Raw genomic sequence first — 21,517 nt, forward strand, 5'->3', positions numbered from 1 at the left:
GACAATGAAACTTATAGGGCTCTTTTTCTTGACAATGGTATGTATCTTTATGTTGGATATGATTTGGTTGGGTATCATTGCGAAATCGGTTTATGCCCAAAACATCGGTATGCTGTTACGAAAATCGGATGCAGGCATGGCTCCTATTTGGTGGGCAGCAGCAGTTGTTTATGTGTGCATCGCATTAGGGATCGTTTATTTTGTCTTGCCCGGCGCACAAGGCAATTACCTGCAAGCTCTTGCTGGAGGAGTAATCCTTGGATTTGTGACTTATGGTATCTATGATTTCACCAACTACTCAATCCTTGCGAACTGGCCTTGGAAGATAACATTAATCGATTTTATTTGGGGAATGGTCTTATGTGGCCTGAGTAGTTTATTTGCTGTCTTTATTCAGAGCCGCTTTTTTTCTTAAACCAAGGAAAAAACATTGACGTTTGCTTTTGGTAATAAATATATTTTTGTCCCCGTGATTTTATGGAGCCTTTTTCTGTCATGGGACCTGTCATACGTGTAAAAATAACATAAAGCATCAAAGGGGAAAACAAGCACAGGTATCCTTTACTGGACTGTATCGCAAATAAAGCGAATCCTATCCAGCTTAACCAATCAAAAAAATAATTAGGATGACGTGAATAATTCCATAAACCTTTGTTACACACTTCCCCTTTATGTTGTATTTTAAAACGTTGCAGTTGTAAATCTGCTATAGTCTCTCCCATTATTCCCACTGTAATAATGCAAATTGCAAGGATGTCTATCATGGTAATATGAGTCAGTCCGGATTTACTAATCAGTAAAAACACACTTGAAATGATTAGGATGAGTAGCCCTTGGAGTTGAAAGTTAATAAAAAATCCAAGAGAGGGGCTTATTTTCCAATTGGAACTGAGTTCAATATAACGCTTGTCAACATGTCCTTTTCTGATTCGTGTGTACCATAGATAGAATGCAAGGCGTAAAGCCCATAGAATGAGAAGAATGGCAATAATCAGAGTACGAAAACTTAAAGATGCAACCTTTAAATAAATTAACCCTGAAACCATTAATCCTAATGACCAACAAACATCAACAACAGAAGGGTTTTTTAGAATACGATATAATCCCCACATAATACTCATTTGTAAAAAAAGATAAATCACTACAATACCAATAGGATACATTATTGATCATCCCTAATCTTCTGATAACAGTACACGCAAAATGGCAATAAAATTGCCCAAATTACCCCGATAAAAAGACAGGTCATATTGCTGCCATAAGGAAAAAATGCAGCACCTAAGCTGGCCCCGATGCGAAATGACAAGGCAAAACCCACACAGGACAAAAAGCTGAGTAGAAATAGGTGAGCAAATAGGCTACTTAATGTGGCATATAAAACAACCGTAAAACTTATCCATATCGTGATCATCCAAGGAGATGTAAAATAGGGAGAAAAAGGGTTTGCTGAATAAAGCACTATTCCTTTATAAACCAGGGCACTATCGATTAGAGTACTGATTGAGACTACAATCGTTAATAAAAGCCATAGCCCTTTTAGGGGTTTCCCGGTTTGATGTTGCCAGTACAATTGCAATACAACACAAGCAATAACGATAAGAGGGCTTATCCATGCATATCCCCGAGCAGCAAGAGTGATGCAAGCGAACCAAGCAATATAATAAGCAATAGTATGAATTAGATAGTGCAATGTATTCATCGTCTTTTTCGCCACAAAGCATGAATATCGCTAATGTAATGGGTCTGAAAACCTGCAGCACAATAACAAAAATAGAATTCCCAAGTGCGAATAAAAGACTCAGTAAATCCTTGCGCTAGAATTTCTTTTTTATTCGTTAATAAGTTTTTATACCAATCATTCAAAGTAGCGACATAATGGTGGCCTATGTCTTCAAATGACAGTAATTGTAGAGTGGTTTTGCTGGCAATTGATTTATTGATTGAGAAAACTGAAGGCAAACATCCTCCTGGAAAGATATATTTTTTGATGAAATCAACCTCATCTTTCGCTGCTTCATAGGCTTGATCATTAATGACAATGGCTTGTAAGAAAAATAAACCTTCAGGTTTTAGCAGCTGATTGCATTGCTGAAAAAAGGTATCAAAATATTTATGTCCAATAGCCTCAATCATCTCGATTGAAACGACTTTGTCATATTGGCCGGAAAGAGTTCTGTAGTCTTCTTTTAATAATTCAATCTGATGATTTAAGCCCAATTGAGTGATTTTTTCTTTGACATAAAGATATTGTTTTTCTGAAATCGTTGTTGTGGTCACCTTGCATCCATATCTTTGCGCGGCAAAACATGCAAATCCGCCCCATCCTGTACCTATTTCCAAAATATGATCGGTGGGCTTAAGTTGCAATGCAGTACAAATGGCCTGAATTTTTTTCTGAGATGCTTCCTCTAAACTGATTTCCGAAGGCTTATAAAGAGCGCATGAATACATCATTGACGGGTCAAGAATTAATTTAAAGAAAGCATTTCCTAAATCGTAATGTGCTAAAATATTTTCTTTAGCGCGACGAATTGAGTTAATTTTTAATTTATAGTTTATTGTTCTAATGAGACTAAAAAAACGGGCGAAGGGACTTTCAATATTATTGAAGAGGGATTCATTTTTAATAATAAGCTCAATTAATTTTTGTAGGTCATCTGTATCCCAATCTCCATCGATGTAACTTGCTCCTGCCCCAACAGAGCCCCTCATGAGAATGGCTTTATAGGTTTTGGGGTTGTTTATGGTGATGGTTGCGATTGAATTATTCCTCTCATTTTCATTACCAAATATATAACTACCACTCACGTCATTGACTTTGATGGCTCCGTGGGTGATTCCATTTAATAATTTGCAAAATACTTTTTTGGAAAGCCTTGTGCTTAAAGTAGATAAATGATTATTTTGATCCATTCGATGTCCTTTTATTGGAGTTTGGATGTGCATGAAAAGGAATACCCTTAATCCATAGTTTTAATGCTTGCCAATAAATCGCAGCTGCAACTTTGTAAGTGATTAAAGGATAGTGCCAAAATATTTTTTTAATGGAGCAATTATCTTGGGCCTTTAAAATTAATGTTGCATCAAAATCTTTCTTTCCTTCAATATGATTTTCCATATGAACTACAATTTTTTCATTATTTAGTTTCAAATTGAGTTGATAGGAATAATTCATGGACATAAAGGGAGATACATGCAGTTCCTTTTGAAATTCATAAGAATATATTTCATTTTTTGGTTTGGCTGAATGCTTCAGAACATAATTATGACGTTCTCCCCAGGGGGTATTGGTGACTTCCAAAATTAAATAATCAAGATTTCGATTTCCCTCATCAAAGATAAAATAAATACTGATTGGGTTAAAACAATATCCTAAACAACTCAGTTGAGTTAATAAATAGATTTTCCCCTTTGGATAGATTCCGTACCGATTCATTACCAACTTGCGAGCATATTCTTCAAGAGGGATGGTCGATTCATTCAGATAGTTTTTGCGTCTAAATGAAAACCAATTAAATTTCTCTATGGAAACCTGTTTGATGTCTTTGAAGGTTGTATTTATGTTATCCAGCTCAAAGCAGAACATAAATAACTGATATGAAAACTGATGCCGTTTGGGAAAAAAGCGGCGATGACGGACATGACCTGTAAAAATGAGATGGTTCATCATCTAGGCTCCCAGAAGCGTACAGGTATTAATCGCACTATTGACCCCGTCTTCATGAAAGCCATAACCCCAATAACTTCCAACATAGTATGTATTATTCATCCCATTAATCAAATTAATTTGCTTTTGAGCTTTTAACGCAGACACAGTCAAACAGGGATGCGCATAGTTGAATGATTGGATAATTTTATTTTCAGCAATTTCATGTGCAAGATTAACTGATACAAAAAATCATGGTTGGAATGAATTGATTGCAAGCGATTCATATAGTAGGTGAGTGTTGGTGCAGTGCCTTGGTTATCGAGGTAATTCCAACTTGCCCAAGCCCTTTTATTTTTTGGCATTACATTTTTGTCTTTATGAAGAACTACTTCATTTTCAGTATATTTTATTGCCGACAAAATGTTGATTTCTTCAGGAGTGGGTGCCTCGAGCATCGCTAGTGCTTGATCGCTATGAGTAGCGCATACGACCGCATCAAACAGTTGTTCTTCGGAATTCACGAATATCTTAATTTTATTAGGTTCTCGTTTTATTCCTTCTACTTTGGAACTTAAGTACACTTGATCTTTTAGCCGCTCAACCATCGGTGTAATGTAGTTTTTTGATCCTTCTTTAATAACATACCACAGAGGTCGGTTGAACAAATCAAGAAGCCCATGATTGTTATAAAATTGTAATATAAAAAAAGCAGAACAATTTAGGGTGTCTTCTTTATTTTTAGACCAAATGGCAGCCATCATTGGAATAAGATAACATTCTTTAAATTGCTCTGAATACTTGTTTTCCATGATGAAGTCATTGATGGTTATTTCGAGATCATTGTTTCGAGCCAAGAACTTTTTGCATCGGAATTAAATAAAATAATGTCTTTGATTAGGTGATAAAAGTTCAATTTAAAGAGGTTTCGACGATCTGAAAAAAGGGTGTTTAAATTATGACCGCTGTACTCAAGTCCCTTGGGATCGGAGCGATAACTAAAACTCATTTCACTGGGTTGAATTGCTACATTTAACTCTTCAAGCAATTTACAAAAGCTGGGGTATGTTCTTTTATTAAAAACGATGAAGCCAGTATCAATCGAGTATACAGTTTCTTTAGTTTCGACAGACAGAGTATGTGTATGACCACCAAGATAATCATTTGCTTCAAATAATGAAACATCATGGTTTTTGCTCAATAAATAAGCACTCGTTAAACCAGATATCCCTGAACCAATTACTGCAATCCTTTTTTTCAAAAATAATTCCTTTTTATCTGTTTGGTAAGTTAATTTATTTAAAGGGCGTCACTTTGTAAAGCCTATCAACTAAACTAAAGTTATGGCACGCTCGGAGGGACTTGAACCCTGGAACCTTGGTTCGAAGCCTGATGCTCTAGTTTAAAATTCGTTATAAATCAATATGTTGTGAAGCGTCAAATTCACCAGGAACTGCCTAAAACTGCCTATTACAGTATAGTGCCGTCACAGTTGAGACACGTTTTGGTCTCAGAAAAAAATTCACCGTTTTGTTTTAAATAAAACAAAATGGAGATTTTGAATATTTCATTTACAAGGCGCTAATTTTTTCTATTGCACTCAAAACAATATTTCTAGAGCGCTCAAGCCGAGCGATTGTTTTTATTGCTTCTAACCATTTAGGATCTTCGATGAGCTTTTTAAAGTATCCTGAAATAAATTGGACAACATCTTTCGGTGAGTTCATTATTTCTACAAATAATTCAGGTCTGCCATTGATAACATTGATGATATCTTCCAAATCTTTACAATCCCAATAATCATTATTCTTATAGGCCCTATCAGTGAATGCCTCAAACTTTGTGGCAATGAAATAGACTGCGTTGAGTATTTTAATTTTTTTGTCTTTAATTTGAATCTCAAGTGCATTGTCAAAACCCGCCTGATGCCAATTTGAATTGATTTCTTGTAAAGCACCATCGGTATACATGTGACCTATCCCCAAAAAATAATGCCATGACATAGATGAGATTTCCGATAAACTAAACCAAAAGGAGATCTCAAAGTGAAAAAGCGTTACACAGAAGAACAAATTATAAAAGCAATCAAATCGCATGAAGCAGGTATAAAGGTCGAAGAGATATGTCGAGACTATGGAATTTCGTCAGGCACATTTTACAATTGGCGAAGTAAGTATGCTGGCCTTGAAGTGAATGAGGCCAAGCGTCTTCGTGAGCTTGAATCAGAGAATGTTAATCTTAAAAAACTGTTGGCAGATAAGCTCCTGGAGCTAGAGGCAATGAAGGATGTATTATCAAAAAAGTGGTGAAGCCAGCAGCAAGAAAGTCGATCATCGAGCACCTAATATGTTTCTTTAAGTTGAGTGAGCGAGTAGCTTGCAAGCTGGCAGGATTAAGCCGCACAGCATTTCGTTATCAATGTAAACCACGTACGGATGAGAAGGCCAGAACACGACTCAAGGTTTTAGCCGCACAATATCCGGCCTATGGTTATTTAATTCTTCATGGACTACTTAAAGCTGAAGGCTTGGTTCAGAATAAGAAGCATACTTATCGATTATACACTGAGGAGGGACTTCAAGTTCGAACAAAGAAAAGGAAAAAACTGACTCGTCCTCGCCAACCAATGGAAGTTCCTTCTGCACCAAACCAGCGTTGGTCGATGGATTTTGTATCGGATCAACTTAGCAATGGGAGACGATTTCGAATATTGAATGTAGTGGATGATTATTCTCGTGAAATGGTTGGCCAGCTAATATCTACCTCAATCAGTGGCAAACAAGTGGCTCGCTTTTTAGACCAACTTATTGAGCAAAGAAATAAGCCTATTAAAGTGATTTGTGATAATGGTACAGAATTTACTAGTAAAGCGATGTTTTTCTGGAGCAAAGAAACGAATGTCACTTTAGGGTTTATTCAACCAGGAAAACCAACTCAAAATGCGTTTGTTGAGAGCTTAAACGGGAAATTCAGAAATGAATGCCTTAATCAGCACTGGTTTCGAACAATGGAGGAAGCACGATTTGAGATTGAACAATGGCGTAAACACTACAATAATGTTCGACCTCATAGCTCTCTAAATTATATGCCTCCTGTTGAATACGCAAGAAAGGTGGCATAGGATAATGAATCTCATCAAAGAAGTGGTACTAATTTAGGGGATAGGTCAAATGCTTCTATAAAGCAAATTAAATTAATTTATTCTCATGGACAAATTCCGGCTAATTTAGAAGAGTTTGAGTTACACCTCGTTAAACTTTATCAAATTATTCTTGAACTAAATTTTGATAAATCCAAAAAAACCAATACTCAACTTAGTGAATGGAAATGAAAACCTTCAATATAACAGAAGCAGCTGAGTTTCTCGGTGCTCATAAGGAAACAGTTAGAAGGTTAGCCGCTAAAGGTCAATTGCCTGGGGTAAAAATTGGTCGAAGCTGGCGTTTTATTGAAAATGATCTTGTGATCTACATGAGGTCTAAGTATGCTCATGTTGTTACATCGCAAGGCGCTGCTGTGGATAGGAGTAAAAGTCAATGGCGCTTTACAAAAGAAAAAATATTTGGTGGATTAGTATCTCCCAAAATGGACAAAGAATACAGCGAAGTACTGGGACTACCAGTAAAATAGCCGCGCAAGAATATCACGATAAATTCAAAGCAGAATTGTGGTCTCAGGTAAAATTAGAGAGTAAATGTATTTATTCTTGGCAGGATGCCGTTGTTAGATGGTTAAAAGAAAATGAGCACAAACGGAGTTTGAAGGACGATATCATGCATTTACGTTGGCTAGATTCTTATCTTAGAGGATTTCAGCTGCATGAAATTACTCGCGATATACTGGAGGAAGTGGCTATCAAGAAGGAGGATACAGGAGTAACGCCAACCACGATTAATCGTATGCTTGAAGTAGTGCGGGCTATATTACGTAAAGCTCAGATGGAATGGGAGTGGCTTGATAAGATTCCCGTAGTGCGTATGCGACATGTTGAAAAGCAACGCATCCGATGGTTAACCATAGGGGAAGCAAATCGTTTACTCAATGAATTGCCTTCACATTTAAAAGATATGGCTGACTTTAGCTTATCTACAGGATTGCGTGCTTCGAATGTTACTGGATTAAGGTGGAGCGATGTAGATCTCATTAAGAGACATGCTTGGATTCATCCTGATCAAGCGAAGGCTAATAAAGCCATACCGGTTCCTTTGAATGCACATGCATTAGCTATTCTTAAAAGACGTCGAGGTTTACATACGGATTATGTGTTTACTTACCAGGACAAACAAATTCGGCAATGTAATACTAAAGCATGGCGAAAGGCGTTAGATCGTGCAGGAATAGATAATTTTCGTTGGCATGATTTGCGCCATACGTGGGCCAGTTGGCATGTTCAAAATGGAACATCACTCCAAGAGTTGCAACAATTAGGGGGATGGTCTAGTTTCGAAATGGTGTTACGTTATGCCCATCTTTCTGGGGAGCATTTGCGAGATGCTGCAAACAGAATTAGTGGGCTTCATGTAACGTTTTGTAACTAGTTTTACAGAAGAATTTGAAAAAGGTGTTACAAATTTGCTACATACCCATTTTTCATTTTTCATTTTTCATTTTTCATTTTTCGTAATACACAAGTAAGTACTTGATAAAATGGCGCGCCCGGAAGGATTCGAACCTCCGACCCCCTGGTTCGTAGCCAGATACTCTATCCAACTGAGCTACGGGCGCGTTGATTGGCGGAGAGAGAGGGATTCGAACCCTCGATGGGATTTCTCCCATACTCCCTTAGCAGGGGAGCGCCTTCGACCACTCGGCCATCTCTCCAATCAATGGTTGCGGAGTATATCAGGTATTTTAATATCGTCAATATACGTTGTAAATTAATTGAAATCTTATTTAGGTACATAAAAACAAAAAGATCAATATGGTTATAAAAAGAGCATTATATTTCCATGGAGAGAAAACTATGTTAATACCATAAGTAAAATTATCTTTTATAATCGTTTATGTGGTATACGAGCATCTTACAATCTCAAGCTAAAAAAATTTGCAAGTCGAATAAGAACATGGCTGAACGATTTATTACTCACTTAGTCGATTTAATAGAAACAAAATGGGATTATGAGTTTGAATTAATGGCAATCTTAGGTTTTATTAAAGATTTATATTTGTTTGCAGAAAACAACAAATATCGAGATGTTTCTTTATCTGAATTTTCCAGAGTCTGTATGGGATTACTTATTCTTCATGTGAAGTATGCTGATGACTATGTTGTTCGAGTTAGCGATTTTATTCCTTTGTGTAAAGATGAAATCATATTTACAGCTATGGATATACAAAATGAGGTAAATGGATTAACAAGCAGTATCTATACGGGACATCTATTACAGAATACTGACTGCTCATTATCATCCAGGTCTTTTCAGAGGACATTTGCTGCTACACCGAATAAAATTTTATTAAAAATATTACTCGGAATTGAAAATGAAGTATTTTGGAATCTTGATCATAAGGTATCAGTGAATGTTGACCAATTAATTCTTGTATTTCGTCTATTAATAGCAGAGGCAAATGATCCACATCAACTTGTTTCGCAATTATTATTTTTTCTTGAAATATTGGAGAATAAAGATGAAAAGTTTGATGAACTTATTTTTGAATTAAGAAAAAGTGAAGAGGAATTATTGCCTCGAGTAGTCCATGAAATATGTTTGCAGCTTGAAGAATATCTCACAATGTCAAAACCCCATTCTAATCTACGTTTTTTTTGTTGCTTAAGATCACCATCTCCATATGATCATAGTCGAGATATTACTGAAATAGTCAAGAATATTAAGCAAAAAGAGTTACAGGATATTGATAATATTTTTGAAAAACTATATGAAATTGAAATTATTAGTCCAAAGGATAAGCTCATTGATACAATACAGTTTTTAGAAAATAAGTATCGAACCCATATTTGTCAAATCTAATTAAAGTTTGTTATAAAATCATAAAAATTCCTTTTACTATAAGCGATGTATATCTACGACATTTATTCTAGCATAAAGGTCGTGGTGTATTTATGGGGTGAAATAAAATCAGTTTGACTTGCAAATTATCATATGCTCTCGTTAATTAGATGCCTAATGGGTTAATGCCAGTCAATTTGACTCAAAGTCAATGTGTAGAGTTCTTGTTTATTCAAAAAGTTAGTCTCATTTATTTTTATCGAATATTTTATAAAATTTCCAAATTTTCATGTTTACTGCTACTCTTTAACATTCATAAATCGGGTTAATATTGAATTAAGAAAATATTTCTCGTGTCATGCCTGCTTTTGAGAAGATGATAAATGTGATTGCCGTGACATGAACGCATAGATAAATAAGGAGGATCAATGAAACAGCAGTCAAATTTAAATGGTCGAGATGTTTATGTAGTTGATGGAAGTCGAACGCCATTTCTTAAAGCCAAAGGAATAGGTCCTTTTTCGGGGTCGGATTTGGCTGTAGCGGCAGGTACAACATTATTAAATCGACAGCCATTTTCCCCGGCAGAACTGGATGAGGTAATTATTGGCAGTGCCATGCCTGGACCAGACGAGGCTAATATTGCTCGCGTAGTTGCCTTGCGTTTAGGCTGCGGTGATAAAGTTCCTGCGTTTACTGTAATGAGAAACTGTGCTTCTGGCATGCAAGCATTAGATAATGCTGCAATGCAAATTGCCAGTGGACGCAGTAACTTGGTTCTTGCTGGTGGAACTGATGCGATGAGTCATGCCCCTTTATTATTTAATCAAAAAATGGCCTCTTGGTTGGCGAGTTGGTATTCTTCCAAAAGTATTGGCCAAAAATTAGGTCTTGTCACTCAATTTAGACCTTCATTTCTTGCTCCTGTTATTGCATTACTTCGCGGACTTACAGATCCTATTGTTGGTATGAACATGGGACAAACAGCTGAAAAGGTTGCTTATCGATTTAATATCAATCGCGAACAGATGGATGAGTTTGCTTGTCAAAGCCATATCAGATTGGCTCAAGCATATAACGAAAACAAAATGACAGAGGTATCGCCTATTATTGACTATAAAGGACGAGTGTATGTACAAGACGATGGATTAAGGGCTGATTCGACAGTAGAAAAATTAGCGAAACTAAAACCGTTTTTTGATAAAAAATACGGTATGGTAACTGCTGGTAATAGTTCTCAAATAACTGATGGGGCATGTTTATTATTACTTGCTAGTGCTGAGGCAGTGAAAAAATATGGTTTGCCTGTTATGGGACGAATTGTAGATTCGCAGTGGTCTGCGCTTGATCCTTCTCAAATGGGGCTTGGTCCCGTTCATGCAGCAACGCCAATCTTACAAAGACAAAAATTAAAACCGAATGATATGGATTGTTGGGAAATAAACGAAGCATTTGCTGCACAAGTTCTTGGGTGCATTGCAGCTTGGAACAATGATGATTATTGTCGTACTCAATTAGGTTTAGACAAAGCGTGGGGTGGGCCTACATTAGACAAGTTAAATCGTGAAGGTGGTGCAATTGCGGCTGGACATCCAATTGGTGCAAGTGGCGCTAGGATTGTATTGCATGTTTTAAAATCATTAGAGCAAAGAAATGAGTCGCGAGGTATGGCCTCTATTTGTATTGGTGGAGGACAGGGTGGGGCAATGTATCTTGAAAGAGTGACTGAGGTGAAAGGACATGAATAATTATAAACATTGGGAGTTGCAACAAGACAGCGACAATATCCTATGGCTGGGTTTAAACAGAATAGATACAACTGTAAATAGCATTAATGAAGAAGTATTAGACGAACTGAATAGTTTGCTCTATGAAGTGTCACAAAATAAAAATGCTATAGGTTTGATTGTATATTCAGCTAAGGAAAAAGGATTCATTGCTGGTGCGGATGTTAATGCTTTTTCTAAATTTGAAACAACGGCTCAAGCAGTTGATTTTTTACGAAAAGGACAAGCCGTATTTGCTAGGCTACAAGCATTAACAATTCCTAGCGTTGCCATGATCGATGGTTTTTGCATGGGAGGCGGTTGTGAGTTAGCTTTAGCTTGCACCTACCGTGTCGCTAGTGATGAGAAAGACACTCGTATTGGTTTGCCAGAGGTAATGCTAGGGATACATCCTGGTTGGGGTGGTACGGTGCGTTTGCCGCAACTGATAGGAGGTTTTAACGCTTTATCACAAATTATTTTAACAGGAAGTGCGGTCTCTTCTTCAAGAGCAAAAAGTTTAGGCATGGTTGATGATGTAGTGCCTGTTCGCCAGTTAAAACGTGCAGCAATTTATTTCATCAAAAACAAACCTGCGAAGCATAAACCCTCAGCAATACAGGGAATTACCAATAATGCGTGGATGAGAAAACCTCTCGCTGCTTTAATGCGGCGTAGCGTTGCTAAACGAGTTCGTAAAGAGCATTATCCAGCGCCTTATGCCATTATTGATTTATGGGAACATGAAGGAGGTATAGGGGATAGGGCTTATTTAAAAGAAATAGATTCTGTAGAGCATTTGGTATCCACAGGGATTACTTCAAAAATCTAATCCGGGCGTTTACTTTACGTGAACGATTGAAGGGGTTTGCTAAAGGAAGCGATTTTAAAGCAAAGCAGGTACATGTTATTGGAGCAGGTGTGATGGGAGGCGATATCGCTGCCTGGTGTGCCCTGCGCGGACTTAAAGTCACTTTACAAGATCAAACATATGCTCAAATTGCTCCAGCAATAGGCCGGGCCCATGCTTTGTATAAGAAAAAATTGCGCAAACCTAGGTTAGTTCAAGCTGCAATGGACAATTTAATTCCTGATCCTGAAGGTTATGGTATTGCTCGTGCGGATGTAATCATTGAAGCTGTTTTCGAAAATCTTGCAGTCAAACAAGAAATTATAAATAAAGTCGAAAAAATCGCTAAAAAAGATGCCATTATTGCTACGAATACATCGAGCATTCCATTAGACGAAATGAGCAGCGTCATGAGTGATCCTAAACGTCTTGTGGGAATCCATTTTTTCAATCCAGTGGCAAAAATGGATCTGGTTGAAATTGTAAGTAGTGCACAAACATCTAAAAAAGTTGAACTTAATTCCTGTGCATTTGTCAGTCAAATTGGCAAGCTTCCGTTACCTGTTAAATCAAGTCCGGGCTTCTTGGTGAATCGGGTATTAATGCCTTATTTGATGGAGTGTGTTCAATTATTGGATGAAGGCTATAGCCCTGAAACGATTGATGAGGCTGCTTTAGCTTTTGGTATGTTTATGGGCCCAGTGGAACTGGCAGATACGGTTGGTTTAGATGTAGGTTTGGCTGTAGCTGAAAATTTAACGGGACATTTCGGTGGTACAGTTCCCCAGAAATTACGTGATATGGTCAAAGAAGGCAAACTGGGCCGTAAGACTGGCCAAGGTTTTTACCACTATAAAAATGGTAAAGCAATTAAAAAACGCCCAACGGTTGCCATAGATGCCCATATTGCGGATCGATTAATTTTAAGGATGGTAAATGAATCAGCAGCTTGTTTACGTGAAGGAGTTGTTGCTGACGCTGACTTACTTGATGCAGGCATGATTTTCGCTACCGGTTTTGCTCCATTTCGTGGAGGGCCAATGAATTATGCTAAAGATTTTGGCACAAACAATTTAGAAAAACTGTTTAAGACTTTAGAGTCAAAGTATGGTGAACGTTTTAAAGTAGATGAAAGTCTATAAAAGTCTCTTATTGCGCAAGTAACTACAGTGAAACAAGGATCAAACTGAAGTAGAGCATGATAAAAATAGAGTTTACTTTGTTTCACCCAGATACTGGTTCGAGTATGATTAAAAATGTGCTTAAGCAAAAATAGGTTGTTTATTTTATTTTTTTTACAAATTGTTGGGCTATTCGTTATTGCTCATGCAACTACATTAGTTTTACCGGCTACAGGAGATGTAGTCGGTGAACCACAATATGTTTTGTCTGAAGGCCTTGAATCCATTGATGAAATAGGGAAGCGATTTGATGTAGGTTATCATGAGTTAGTTAGAGCTAATCCTCATATTGACCCAAGTCGTACAATAGCTGCTAATTCACGGGTGATTGTACCCTCGCAGTATATTTTGCCCCATGTTCCTAGAAAAGGGATTGTAATCAATTTAGCAGAATACAGACTTTATTATTTTCCTGAAAATGAAAATGTGGTCCTCACGTTCCCTATCGGTATAGGACGCAAAGGATGGAAAACTCCATTAGGAATGACTAAAATTGTTGCTAAAGTAGCGAATCCAAAGTGGAGGCCAACAAAAAATCTGCGTGCAGAAGCCGAAAAAAATGGTGATTTTCTTCCTGAAGAATTGCCTTCAGGTCCATATAACCCATTAGGTCAATATGCTTTGCGATTAGGATGGCCTACGTTTCTTATTCATGGTACCAATAGACGAGATGGAATAGGTTCTCGTGTAAGTGCGGGATGTATACGAATGTATCCTGATGATATTGAACTTTTATTTCGATCAGTTCCAGTCGGCACGCAAGTAAGAATCATTAATCAGCCTGTAAAAATAGGTAAACAAGATGGTCAACTGGTATTACAAGTCTATCCGTTGCTTAGCGAGCAACGTAATATGCGCTTAAAGACTGTATTAGAAGAACAATTAGCGGGTCAAACGAACTGGAATAATAAAATCATCCAAAATGAGCTTGCCTTTCCATCAGGATTAGTTCGAAAAATATAAGATATGAAATGCTGTAAACCTAGACGGTACTCTCAAGAGTCTCTCAAAAATGTGGATTTTTTTATAATATTGTTCTTTTTTTACACATATTAAAAAAATAGTAACTTATCCACAAAACAATAAAGCTACCTATAATATCGGTTATATAATGCCATCCTAAAAGTACACAAGATGCAATCAGAAATAAATTAATCACAGATAAAACTACCCATAAAATTCTCCAATCTCGAACTAAGTTCACGCATAATACCGCCCAAATAGCGTGAAAAGAGGGAAGAGCAATAAGACCGCCATCGTTTGTAGTAGGATTAATATAATGGTGAATTTGTTCAAATTTGAGGCCTGTGGCTATTTGTGATATGGAAAAAAGAGCGCTGTTTAAAACACTTGCCGGGGCAGTGGTTGGAAAAAAGTAATAAAATGAAAATCCAATCAAGGTGGTACATAATAAATAGAAATAATATTCTCGAACGAGATGAAAGTGACATGTAAAAATGACAAATAGGGGCAAAACGCTCATTTGATAAGTTAAGCTGTCATAAGTTACACCCAGTAAGTATTTAAATTGGGGGTGATTATTAGTCCAAGCTACGACTGATTCCATAGGAAAATGTATATAATTCTCAAAATCAACAATCGATGGGTCAATGGGGGGAAAGGGCGTTAACTGTACTGCATTGGTTGCTATTGCAATCAAACTCATTACACCAAACAAATAAAGAAGTTCTTTGCCAACTTGCCTGAACTTGCTTCCTTTTTTAAAATAAAGCATTAATCCAAAATTAAAAAGAAACAAAACCGTTGCTAAAAAGGGAATGCCTTCCGGAAAGTAATTATTTCCTCTAAATTTAAAAAAATAGTTATTTATTAAAAAAACAATAGAAGATAATACCAGTATTAGCCCTGCAAGAAAGTTAATTGGCTGTGATGATATTTGTTTCATTGAGTAATTATTCGACTGTTTCTAAAAGTTGTTTCTGTTTTATTGCATGAAAGATTTCTTCTCTGTGTACATTTACTGATCTAGGGGCATCAACTCCAAATTTGATATTTCCAGGCTCTTGGGTTTTAAATGCTAAAATTTTGACAGATGCTTTGCCAATATGAATCATTAAAGGTTCTTCAAATTGAAGAGAAATTATATCCATTAAAAACCTCTATAATTTATGATTAAGTCGATTGTAAGTCCATACATTTATGTTGTGCACGGTAACCTAATTTATAGATATTTACCACTACAAATTGAGATAAATGAATAAAAAAAATTTATATCCTAATATTAACCAATTAAATTTTATAATTTCCATTATTTATGCAGCTTGCGATTGTAAGAGTTAATTAAAATAGTTATAATTGGCAGCTTTTTTAAAACCTTGCCTTACTGTTGTCACTGAACACAGAAGGCTTCTATCCATAAGGAGAAATCATGAGACATTATGAGATTATGTTTCTTGTGCACCCTGATCAAAGTGAGCAAGTACCTGCAATGGTTGAGCGTTACGAGGGGATCATAAGTAAGCACAATGGAGTAATCCACCGAAAAGAAGACTTAGGTCGTCGTCAATTAGCTTATCCAATTTGTGATGTACATAAAGCACATTATATTCTTATGAATATTGAGTGTAGTCTTGAAGCTCTGGACGAGATTAAAAATGCATTCAAATACAATGATGCAATCATCAGAAACTTAATTACGCGTCAAAAACAAGCGATTACTACTGAGTCTGTTTTGATGAAGAAAGAGAAAGAAACCAGAGCAGCTTAAGAGGAGACTTATTTATGTCAGCTTATTTTCGTAGAAAAAAAATGTGTCGCTTCAGCGCAGAAGGTGGCAATGAAATTGATTATAAAGATATCAATTTGTTAAAAAATTATATTTCTGAAACAGGGAAAATAGTGCCAAGTCGTATTACTGGTACACAAACTCGTTTTCAAAGACAGTTAGCAAGAGCAATTATGCAAGCCAGATTTCTTGGTCTGTTGCCATATTGTGATAGCCATAAATAAATCAAATGAATCGAGCAGGTAATTTTATATCAAAACAATGCAAGTTGATGCTTGAAAATAAGCAGTATGCAATTGTTTGTGCTGTGGTTTGTTCAGTCTTGCCATTTGTATCTTGGCTTTCAGTTGCTTTAGTTTGTTTAGTAACTTTAAGAAAAGGTCCTAAATCTGGTTTTGATGTGTTATTACCCGCTTTGGTAATTCATTCTGTCCCACTGATGATGTTGGTACCATTATCCGGCGCTTTAATTAATACGCTTATTACTTATATGCCCTGTTATTTTGCAGCACTAAGCTTGCGGAAAACTGGAAAATGGCAAATGGCATTTGGAGTGTTTTTCATACAAGCATTTTTGGGATGTTTGCTTCTTCAACTATTAGTGCCTAATTTCATTTTGGGGCAATTTGAGCACTTTAAGATGCTGATTGTGCAATATCAGGATCTCGTTGAAAGTTCTCTTGATGGCATGAATTCATCAATCTTAGCACAATTGTTTTTCGGCATTCAGATGTTAAGTGTAATTATTTCATCCGTTATGTCGTTGATGGTTGCTCGTGTAATCCAGGCTAAATTGTTTGTGCCTGGAGGTTTCAAGAATGAGTTTATGACATTTCGGAGTAGTAAATTATCGTTTTTAGTATTTTTGGGAGTTTCTTTAGCCTCTTATTATGGGGTTCCCGTAGCTATTAACGTACTCCCTTTAGTGCTTTGCTATTTTGTGCTTACTGGTTTTACCTTGGTTTATTTTATTTTTTCTCGTAAAAGCCAGATGAGTATATTCATTTTATTAGTATTATTAATATTATTGAAGCCAACTTTTGTATTGTGTATCTATATTGTCCTTGGTTCATTAGATAGTTTAATTAATTTTAGAATGTACCTCCCTTCAAGGGTAGGTGAATCAATTTAAGGGGTTATTGAGATGGAAGTTATCTTATTAGAAAAAGTGAGAAATTTAGGTAACCTAGGTGATAAAGTTAATGTAAAAGCAGGTTATGGTCGTAATTTTTTAATACCACAAAATAAAGCTGTTTTTGCTACACCTAAAAATATCGAAGCATTTGAGCAACGTCGATCAGAACTTGAAAAGAAAGCACAACAGGCTTTATCTACTGCAGAGCAACGCGCTTCTAAGTTTAATGATACACATGTAGTTATTTGTGCAATGGCTAGTGACGAAGGGAAGTTATATGGTTCTGTTGGTGTTAATGAAATCAAAGATGCTTTGACTGAAAAAAATATTGAAGTCAGTAAACGCGAAATTGTGATGCCGGAAGGTCCTTTGCACTCAATTGGTAATTTTGTAGTTGAAATACATGTTCATAGCGATGTTATTGCTAATTTAAGCATTGAAATTGTTCCAGCCAAGTAATGAGCTTATTTTCACATAAAGCAAAGTCAGGTATAGATGTTTATAAATACATACCCTGCTTTGCTTTTGTGGAAACAACCTTCCTCTCTTTTAAGAAAATTTATACCCATAACCGAATAATGAAAATTGTTTAACTTGCTCTCTTAAAAAAATATTATAGAAAATCCTGATTTATGCCAATTAATCGCTACTAACTATGAATGACCTTAGTGCGCAAACTGCGATATCTCTTCATACAATCGAAATATTTTGTTAAAACATAAAAATTCTATAAAGAGCAATTAAGGCAAGTGCAGTATTTAAACCAGCCCATATATAAGCGGGATGCTGTCCTTTGTGCCCAGCATAGTAAGAATAAGTGGCGATAAAGGTACTACCAGAAAGAAATATCCATTGATTATTATAAGCCAGCCCAATTGAGAGAAAAGCGATTCCTAAAATTCCAAGTACTAAAAAGATTTTTATCTTACCAAATACAAAATAGAAGGTTAACAACTGAGTACAGAGTAGTATAGGCAGAAAAAGTTGCGTATATGGGCCGATTCTCAGGATAATTGCTAAGTGGCCTGCTATAAGAATAAGTTCAAGAGCAATATAAAAAAATAATCTATAGTAAACTGCTGTGGCAAGTAATTCTACCGCGCCTGCAATATAATAAACATGGGATGGTTTTTGAGTGGTTCCAAATAATATAACAAGTGTGCCAAGCCATCCCAATAGGGTGAACAATGTTTTAAGCACAGATCACCATTTTAAATAAATCCCTTTTGCTACAGACTCTTGGATAATCGTCCCTTGTGGTTTATTAAATGAAATCCAATAATTTCCCATGTTACTGAGAGCGAATTTTACCCTTGGATATTGACACACATCCAATACATCTTGACAAGCTATAGGAACGGAGTTTTCATCATTGCGTTTATAGCATTTGAAATTTAAATTTTTCACGTCAGAAGCAAAGGCTCCCCAGCTCATTGGATCTAATGTGGCATGTAAAGGAGGACTCATAAAAGCTTCTTCAGTATTTAAACGCTCTAGTTCGATTCTGCTATCAGAATGATTTTGTATTAAATAATAAGATTGATTTCCTGTCTCATTTAAAATTAAATAATTTTGATTATATCCAAAACCAGTGACTTCACACCCTCTGGGGAATGGTCCAGCAGCCTCTACGGAGCCAACAAGTATCATAGAGAAAATTAGGGATTTATTTATTTGATGCAACAACATAACGACCTCAATAAGTAAATTTTAGAGTTATTTTAATCATAAAAAAAGCAAAGTCTATCATTTATTAAAGAAGCTTATTCTCTGTGTGCAGTAATTTTTGCTTTAATCAATGGATAATAAGTTCTATAAAAGCTTAAAACAAATACATTGCCACATATGCCATAGAAAGGGTAAGGCAAACAATATTGGGATTAGGATAGCTTATGAGCAAACAAATAGAGCTTATCGCATAAATAATAGAGCAAATATGCATGAGTATTTTTAATATCCTAGATTCTGTTAAATAATCAAGTCTTGAGGGGTAAACATATTTTACGGGCACAAAAATTAGTATAGAAAGAATGAACAATATTAAGGCATTAGTTGTTGCAGAAGTATTAAATATAAACATATATAAAATTGCTACATTCCAATAACATGGAAATCCTTTAAAAAAGTGATCTGGTGTTTTTGCATCTGATTGACAAAATTGATAAGCAGAAGTGATTGTTACTGCTGCAATCAGAAAAACAGAATATTGAGAGGGAAGCATGTCAGGTTTAACTAATAAGAAAAAGCACGGAGTAATAACATAATTTAAATAGTCAACAATATTATCAAGCAGAGCACCGTCAATCTGTGGCAAGATTTTTTAATCTCAACAAGGCGTGCAAAACTTCCATCAACTGCATCTATAACTACGGTGATTAACATGAGCCATAAAGCAAAAATGTATTCATGCTGATACATTTTTACCAACGAAAAAACACCAATACATGCGGCACTTGCTGTAAAGACATGCACTGACCAAGCGGCGATGTATTGTAATGGATGGAATTTCAATTTGCTTAAATTCATCAATTATCCTAGGGTTAATAGAAATCCATTATTTAAAAAGTATTCTTCTAAAAATAAATTTCGAAGATAATAAGTAAGTCTATTTAATATATTGACTACAACTTTTTTATAATAAAGCGTAAAACATAAAAATAGTATCAATAATCAAAAGTAGTACGCAAGGAGAGTTAGTAACTTTGAGCTAAATATACTATTATTTCGTATGGAGACATAATGAAAATTCAAACAATAAATCCTACAACAGAACAAGTTTTGCAAAGTTATGATTGCCTGAGCATACAGGAAATTAATGAAAAACTAAATAAAGGCCATGAAGCCTATTTGTCCTGGAAAGAAATCTCATTTGATAAAAGAAAATCATTGATGTTACATCTTGGTCAACTTTTAAAAAATAAAACGGATGAGCTTGCACAATTAATGACTCGCGAAATGGGAAAACCAATTACTGCGGGTAAAGCTGAAATTAATAAATGTGCTTGGCTATGTGAGCATTATGCTGAACATGCCGAAGAGTATCTAGCCCCTCGGATCGTTCAAACTGAAATGAAAAAGGCTAAAGTTTGTCATCTACCGTTAGGAATAGTCTTCGCTATTATGCCCTGGAACTTTCCATTTTGGCAGGTATTTCGTTTTGCAGTTCCATCATTAATGGCAGGGAATGCTGCGGCTTTAAAACATGCACCCATTTCAACAGGTACAGGAAATAAAATAGAACAGCTTTTTTTAGAGGCAGGGTTTCCGCCATATGTTTTTCAACATTTGATCGTGGATAATGATGGAGCAGCTAAGGTAATTGAACATCCATCTGTTAGTGCTGTAACTTTGACTGGCAGTGGGCGAGCTGGAAGTGCTGTTGCAGGACATGCAGGAAAGTTTTTGAAGAAATCTGTTTTGGAGCTTGGTGGAAATGATCCTTATTTGGTTCTTGAGGATGCAGATCTTGATTTGGCTGCAAATTGTATTGTCAATTCAAGATTAAACAATTCGGGTCAAGTTTGTATTGCTGCTAAGCGTATCATTGTTTTAAAATCAGTTGAAAATGAGTTAATTCAAAAAATAATGGAACAAATAGCTGAATTTAAAATGGGAGACCCACTTCATCCAGATACAAAACTTGGTCCATTGGCTCGTTTGGACTTAAGAGACAGCTTACATTTGCAAGTAGAAAAATCACTGAAACAAGGTGCTAAATTATTGCTTGGTGGTATAATTCCTGACGGTCAAGGATTTTTCTATCCACCAACTTTGTTAACAAACGTAACACGAGGCATGCCTGCTTTTGATGAAGAGTTATTTGGACCTGTTATTGCTATTATTTCAGCCAATGATGAAAAAGAAGCCATAGCCTATGCCAATCAAAGCCAATATGGCTTAGGTGCGGCTGTGTTTACACGTGATTTAGAAAAAGGGGAACATATTGCGACCTATGAAATTAATGTCGGGGTATGTTTTGTCAATGCTTTTGTCGCATCTGACCCTAGGTTACCATTTGGTGGAATAAAAGAATCTGGCTATGGTCGTGAATTATCAAAAGAAGGTATATTAGAATTTGTTAATATAAAAACCATAGCAGTAAGTAACGCTTAATAACAGAGCATTGGTAATTCATCTTCTACAAGATGAATTACTAAAATGGTGGGTAAACACAATATTTGAGCCACTCTTATCTCTTGTCATTACAATGAGGTATGAGTGGCTGGTTATTTATTTAAACAATGA

Annotated in this window: 23 protein-coding genes, 2 tRNA genes and 2 pseudogenes; 13 read left to right on the forward strand and 14 right to left on the reverse strand. The window is 36.0% G+C overall.

All coding sequences use genetic code 11. From position 1 onward, the window contains the following. Positions 1-4 precede the first annotated feature (4 nt). Complete coding sequence (locus tag EL220_RS07810) at positions 5-415, forward strand: DUF2177 family protein (protein ID WP_027272260.1); 411 nt, start codon at positions 5-7, stop codon at positions 413-415. On the opposite strand, the gene EL220_RS07815 is transcribed toward EL220_RS07810, so the two are convergent. The 7 genes from EL220_RS07815 to EL220_RS07840 all read right to left on the reverse strand — a co-directional run bounded on the left by EL220_RS07815 (position 390) and on the right by EL220_RS07840 (position 5,616). Further along, positions 390-1,163 carry a DUF1295 domain-containing protein gene (locus EL220_RS07815; RefSeq protein ID WP_027272261.1) on the reverse strand — a complete coding sequence of 258 codons (774 nt, stop codon included), beginning with the start codon at positions 1,161-1,163 and terminating at the stop codon, positions 390-392. The two genes, EL220_RS07810 and EL220_RS07815, sit on opposite strands and share 26 nt — an antisense overlap. Further along, a complete protein-coding gene (locus tag EL220_RS07820) occupies positions 1,163-1,699 on the reverse strand; it encodes a DUF2878 domain-containing protein (RefSeq protein ID WP_027272262.1) in 537 nt (178 codons plus the stop codon). Before EL220_RS07820 ends, EL220_RS07815 begins: the two co-directional genes overlap by 1 nt. Further along, entirely contained in the window at positions 1,696-2,913 is a 1,218-nt protein-coding gene (locus EL220_RS07825; protein WP_027272263.1) for an SAM-dependent methyltransferase, read from the reverse strand. The genes EL220_RS07820 and EL220_RS07825 overlap by 4 nt, the downstream gene beginning before the upstream one ends. Next, positions 2,900-3,670, reverse strand: a complete 771-nt coding sequence (locus tag EL220_RS07830) for a DUF1365 domain-containing protein (protein WP_027272264.1) — start codon at positions 3,668-3,670, stop codon at positions 2,900-2,902. The genes EL220_RS07825 and EL220_RS07830 overlap by 14 nt, the downstream gene beginning before the upstream one ends. A 146-nt stretch (positions 3,671-3,816) precedes the next feature. Next, positions 3,817-4,458 (reverse strand): FAD-dependent oxidoreductase, encoded by a 642-nt coding sequence (locus tag EL220_RS18815; RefSeq protein ID WP_232002698.1) that lies wholly within the window; start codon positions 4,456-4,458, stop codon positions 3,817-3,819. Positions 4,459-4,475: 17 nt separating this feature from the next. Next, complete coding sequence (locus EL220_RS18820) at positions 4,476-4,907, reverse strand: FAD-dependent oxidoreductase (protein ID WP_232002699.1); 432 nt, start codon at positions 4,905-4,907, stop codon at positions 4,476-4,478. A gap of 310 nt (positions 4,908-5,217) precedes the next feature. After that, positions 5,218-5,616 carry a hypothetical protein gene (locus tag EL220_RS07840; protein WP_035906571.1) on the reverse strand — a complete coding sequence of 133 codons (399 nt, stop codon included), beginning with the start codon at positions 5,614-5,616 and terminating at the stop codon, positions 5,218-5,220. Positions 5,617-5,691: 75 nt separating this feature from the next. Between EL220_RS07840 and EL220_RS07845 the strand changes: the two genes are divergently transcribed. The 3 genes from EL220_RS07845 (at position 5,692) to EL220_RS07855 (ending at position 8,184) form a co-directional block, all read left to right on the forward strand. Next, positions 5,692-6,767, forward strand: a protein-coding gene (locus tag EL220_RS07845) for an IS3 family transposase (RefSeq protein ID WP_128130830.1) whose coding sequence is annotated in 2 segments (ribosomal slippage) — positions 5,692-5,941 and positions 5,941-6,767 — 1,077 coding nt in all. Because the reading frame shifts where the segments join, the coding sequence is not laid out codon by codon here. Between the two features lie 206 nt (positions 6,768-6,973). Continuing rightward, the gene (locus tag EL220_RS07850; protein WP_051544704.1) at positions 6,974-7,276 is read left to right on the forward strand and encodes a helix-turn-helix domain-containing protein; all 303 of its coding nucleotides are present in this window, start codon (positions 6,974-6,976) and stop codon (positions 7,274-7,276) included. Beyond that, a complete protein-coding gene (locus tag EL220_RS07855; protein ID WP_027269881.1) occupies positions 7,183-8,184 on the forward strand; it encodes a tyrosine-type recombinase/integrase in 1,002 nt (333 codons plus the stop codon). Before EL220_RS07850 ends, EL220_RS07855 begins: the two co-directional genes overlap by 94 nt. Before the next feature lie 110 nt (positions 8,185-8,294). Here EL220_RS07855 and EL220_RS07860 read toward each other — a convergent pair. Both EL220_RS07860 and EL220_RS07865 read right to left on the reverse strand, forming a co-directional pair. Next, positions 8,295-8,371 (reverse strand) — tRNA-Arg (locus tag EL220_RS07860). Positions 8,372-8,377: 6 nt separating this feature from the next. Beyond that, positions 8,378-8,467: transfer RNA gene (locus tag EL220_RS07865), tRNA-Ser, on the reverse strand. Between the two features lie 242 nt (positions 8,468-8,709). On the opposite strand from EL220_RS07865, the gene EL220_RS07870 reads away from it, so the two are divergent. The 4 genes and pseudogenes from EL220_RS07870 to EL220_RS07885 all read left to right on the forward strand — a co-directional run bounded on the left by EL220_RS07870 (position 8,710) and on the right by EL220_RS07885 (position 14,354). Beyond that, a complete protein-coding gene (locus tag EL220_RS07870; RefSeq protein WP_232002700.1) occupies positions 8,710-9,615 on the forward strand; it encodes a hypothetical protein in 906 nt (301 codons plus the stop codon). Positions 9,616-10,022: 407 nt separating this feature from the next. Beyond that, a complete protein-coding gene (locus EL220_RS07875; RefSeq protein WP_027269883.1) occupies positions 10,023-11,342 on the forward strand; it encodes an acetyl-CoA C-acetyltransferase in 1,320 nt (439 codons plus the stop codon). Continuing rightward, positions 11,335-13,352: pseudogene (locus tag EL220_RS07880) on the forward strand (3-hydroxyacyl-CoA dehydrogenase NAD-binding domain-containing protein). Before EL220_RS07875 ends, EL220_RS07880 begins: the two are co-directional and overlap by 8 nt. Positions 13,353-13,466: 114 nt before the next feature. Then, the gene (locus EL220_RS07885) at positions 13,467-14,354 is read left to right on the forward strand and encodes a L,D-transpeptidase family protein (protein ID WP_027269885.1); all 888 of its coding nucleotides are present in this window, start codon (positions 13,467-13,469) and stop codon (positions 14,352-14,354) included. Positions 14,355-14,415: 61 nt separating this feature from the next. On the opposite strand, the gene EL220_RS07890 is transcribed toward EL220_RS07885, so the two are convergent. Both EL220_RS07890 and EL220_RS07895 read right to left on the reverse strand, forming a co-directional pair. After that, positions 14,416-15,297 (reverse strand): phosphatase PAP2 family protein, encoded by an 882-nt coding sequence (locus EL220_RS07890; protein WP_051544696.1) that lies wholly within the window; start codon positions 15,295-15,297, stop codon positions 14,416-14,418. A 7-nt stretch (positions 15,298-15,304) separates the two neighbouring features. Continuing rightward, positions 15,305-15,502: a carbon storage regulator gene (locus EL220_RS07895; RefSeq protein ID WP_027269886.1), complete on the reverse strand. Its 198-nt coding sequence runs from the start codon at positions 15,500-15,502 to the stop codon at positions 15,305-15,307. A gap of 278 nt (positions 15,503-15,780) precedes the next feature. Between EL220_RS07895 and rpsF the strand changes: the two genes are divergently transcribed. The 4 genes from rpsF to rplI are packed head-to-tail and all read left to right on the forward strand — an operon-like array spanning position 15,781 to position 17,731. Beyond that, on the forward strand, positions 15,781-16,119 hold the full coding sequence (rpsF, locus tag EL220_RS07900; RefSeq protein WP_027269887.1) for a 30S ribosomal protein S6: 339 nt from the start codon (positions 15,781-15,783) through the stop codon (positions 16,117-16,119). 14 nt (positions 16,120-16,133) lie between these two features. Continuing rightward, complete coding sequence (gene rpsR, locus EL220_RS07905) at positions 16,134-16,361, forward strand: 30S ribosomal protein S18 (RefSeq protein ID WP_010653600.1); 228 nt, start codon at positions 16,134-16,136, stop codon at positions 16,359-16,361. 5 nt (positions 16,362-16,366) lie between these two features. Next, positions 16,367-17,269: a hypothetical protein gene (locus EL220_RS07910; RefSeq protein ID WP_027269888.1), complete on the forward strand. Its 903-nt coding sequence runs from the start codon at positions 16,367-16,369 to the stop codon at positions 17,267-17,269. A 12-nt stretch (positions 17,270-17,281) separates the two neighbouring features. Further along, positions 17,282-17,731 carry a 50S ribosomal protein L9 gene (rplI, locus tag EL220_RS07915; RefSeq protein WP_027269889.1) on the forward strand — a complete coding sequence of 150 codons (450 nt, stop codon included), beginning with the start codon at positions 17,282-17,284 and terminating at the stop codon, positions 17,729-17,731. Between the two features lie 252 nt (positions 17,732-17,983). Here the strand turns inward: rplI and EL220_RS07920 are convergent, their stop codons facing one another. From EL220_RS07920 to pcsA, 3 genes and pseudogenes are all read right to left on the reverse strand, one after another. Beyond that, positions 17,984-18,472, reverse strand: coding sequence for a hypothetical protein (locus EL220_RS07920; protein WP_027269890.1), 489 nt, complete (start codon positions 18,470-18,472; stop codon positions 17,984-17,986). A 3-nt stretch (positions 18,473-18,475) separates the two neighbouring features. Then, positions 18,476-18,961 (reverse strand): hypothetical protein, encoded by a 486-nt coding sequence (locus EL220_RS07925; protein WP_035905647.1) that lies wholly within the window; start codon positions 18,959-18,961, stop codon positions 18,476-18,478. 74 nt (positions 18,962-19,035) lie between these two features. Beyond that, positions 19,036-19,798, reverse strand: a pseudogene (gene pcsA, locus EL220_RS07930) (phosphatidylcholine synthase). Positions 19,799-20,011: 213 nt separating this feature from the next. Here pcsA and EL220_RS07935 point away from each other — a divergent pair. Beyond that, complete coding sequence (locus EL220_RS07935) at positions 20,012-21,385, forward strand: NAD-dependent succinate-semialdehyde dehydrogenase (protein WP_027269893.1); 1,374 nt, start codon at positions 20,012-20,014, stop codon at positions 21,383-21,385. The last annotated feature ends 132 nt before the right edge of the window (positions 21,386-21,517 follow it).

The organism is Legionella sainthelensi (genome assembly GCF_900637685.1).
Classification (GTDB): domain Bacteria; phylum Pseudomonadota; class Gammaproteobacteria; order Legionellales; family Legionellaceae; genus Legionella; species Legionella sainthelensi.